The sequence below is a fragment of the Gramella jeungdoensis genome, from assembly GCF_023805255.1.
GTDB lineage: Bacteria > Bacteroidota > Bacteroidia > Flavobacteriales > Flavobacteriaceae > Christiangramia > Christiangramia jeungdoensis.
Genome location: NZ_JAMSCK010000016.1, coordinates 1 through 2,295 on the forward strand (window position 1 = coordinate 1; position 2,295 = coordinate 2,295).

General features: G+C 48.2%; 1 rRNA gene. It reads right to left on the reverse strand.

The window, feature by feature from the left end:
• Positions 1-2,166, reverse strand: a 23S ribosomal RNA gene (locus NE848_RS17240); the annotation flags it as partial.
• Positions 2,167-2,295: the final 129 nt, after the last annotated feature.

The following is a 2,295-nucleotide window of genomic DNA, read 5'->3' on the forward strand; positions in this document are numbered from 1 at the left end:
GAAGTTAGGCTCTAAACAAGTAAAGGGTGGTATTTCAACAACGACTCCACAACTCCTGGCGAAGCTGCTTCGAAGTCTCCCACCTATCCTACACATCACTTGTTCAAAGTCAATACTAAGCTATAGTAAAGGTGCACGGGGTCTTTTCGTCCCGTAGCGGGTAATCGGCATCTTCACCGATACTACAATTTCACCGAGCTCATGGCTGAGACAGTATCCAGATCGTTGCACCATTCGTGCAGGTCGGAACTTACCCGACAAGGAATTTCGCTACCTTAGGACCGTTATAGTTACGGCCGCCGTTTACTGGGGCTTCAGTTCAAAGCTTCGCCGAAGCTAACTTCTCCCCTTAACCTTCCAGCACCGGGCAGGTGTCAGGCCCTATACGTCATCTTTCGATTTAGCAGAGCCCTGTGTTTTTGATAAACAGTCGCCTGGATCTTTTCACTGCGGCCCCCCATTACAGAGGGCGACCCTTCTCCCGAAGTTACGGGCCAATTTTGCCTAGTTCCTTAGCCATGAATCTCTCGAGCACCTTAGAATTCTCATCCCAACTACCTGTGTCGGTTTACGGTACGGGTTGCCACCACTCGCTTTTCTTGGAAGTCGCTCCGCTGGATTATCACGCCGGCCGTAGCTTTTGTGTACTATCGGGGTGTTACCACTCCCTTCAACGTACTATTCCGTCAGTACGCACCAACTTTACGCCTCCGTCCGCTTTAACATGGGGCAAGTAGCAGAATATTAACTGCTTGTCCATCGACTACCCCCTTCGGGTTCGCCTTAGGTCCCGACTAACCCCCAGCTGATTAGCATAGCTGGGGAAACCTTGGTCTTTCGGTGTGCAGGTTTCTCGCCTGCATTATCGTTACTTATGCCTACATTTTCTTTTGTAACCAATCCAGCATACCTCGCAGTACACCTTCGTCTCTGTTACAATGCTCCCCTACCACTCTAACTAATGTTAGAATCCATAGCTTCGGTAGTATGTTTATGCCCGATTATTATCCATGCCGGACCGCTCGACTAGTGAGCTGTTACGCACTCTTTAAATGAATGGCTGCTTCCAAGCCAACATCCTAGCTGTCTGGGCAGTCCAACCGCGTTTATTCAACTTAACATACATTTGGGGACCTTAGCTGATGGTCTGGGTTCTTTCCCTCTCGGACATGGACCTTAGCACCCATGCCCTCACTGATATGCATCATTTTATAGCATTCGGAGTTTGTCAGGAATTGGTAGGCGGTGAAGCCCCCGCATCCAATCAGTAGCTCTACCTCTATAAAACTAACTATATCGCTGCACCTAAATGCATTTCGGGGAGTACGAGCTATTTCCGAGTTTGATTGGCCTTTCACCCCTATCCTCAGGTCATCCCAAGACTTTTCAACGTCAACGGGTTCGGTCCTCCACTATGTGTTACCACAGCTTCAACCTGCCCAAGGATAGATCACACGGTTTCGCGTCTACCACTACCAACTATGGCGCCCTATTCAGACTCGCTTTCGCTACGGCTCCACACCTTAAGTGCTTAACCTTGCTGGAAACGGTAACTCGTAGGCTCATTATGCAAAAGGCACGCCGTCACCACACAAGGTGGCTCCGACCGCTTGTAAGCGTATGGTTTCAGGTTCTATTTCACTCCCTTGTTCAGGGTTCTTTTCACCTTTCCCTCACGGTACTGGTTCACTATCGGTCTCTCAGGAGTATTTAGCCTTGGCGGATGGTCCCGCCAGATTCATACAGGGTTTCACGTGCCCCGCACTACTCAGGATCCTGCTAAGATTATAACAACTTGCCTATACCGGGCTGTCACCGTCTATGGCTTAGCTTTCCAGCTAATTCTAGTTCATTGTATAACCTATATTGCAGTCCTACAACCCCAATAAGTCCGTAAACTCATTGGTTTGGGCTCTTGCGCGTTCGCTCGCCGCTACTAGCGCAATCACTATTGTTTTCTCTTCCTCCGGGTACTTAGATGTTTCAGTTCCCCGGGTTCGCCCCATGCAAGCATGGTAACATGTCTTCAACATGCTGGGTTGCCCCATTCGGATATTCGCGGATCAATTTGTATGTGCCAATCCCCACGACTTTTCGCAGCTTATCACGTCCTTCTTCGCCTCTGAGAGCCTAGGCATCCCCCATACGCCCTTATCTAGCTTGTATGCGTTTTGCTTCTAATGCTCGTTGATCAAGATTACTCTCAATCAATATTATTAATGTATTATTACTTATAAATATTTCTATCTATATAGCGTCTCTCGTATTCTTTGTTTCTTCAATATGTCAATGAAC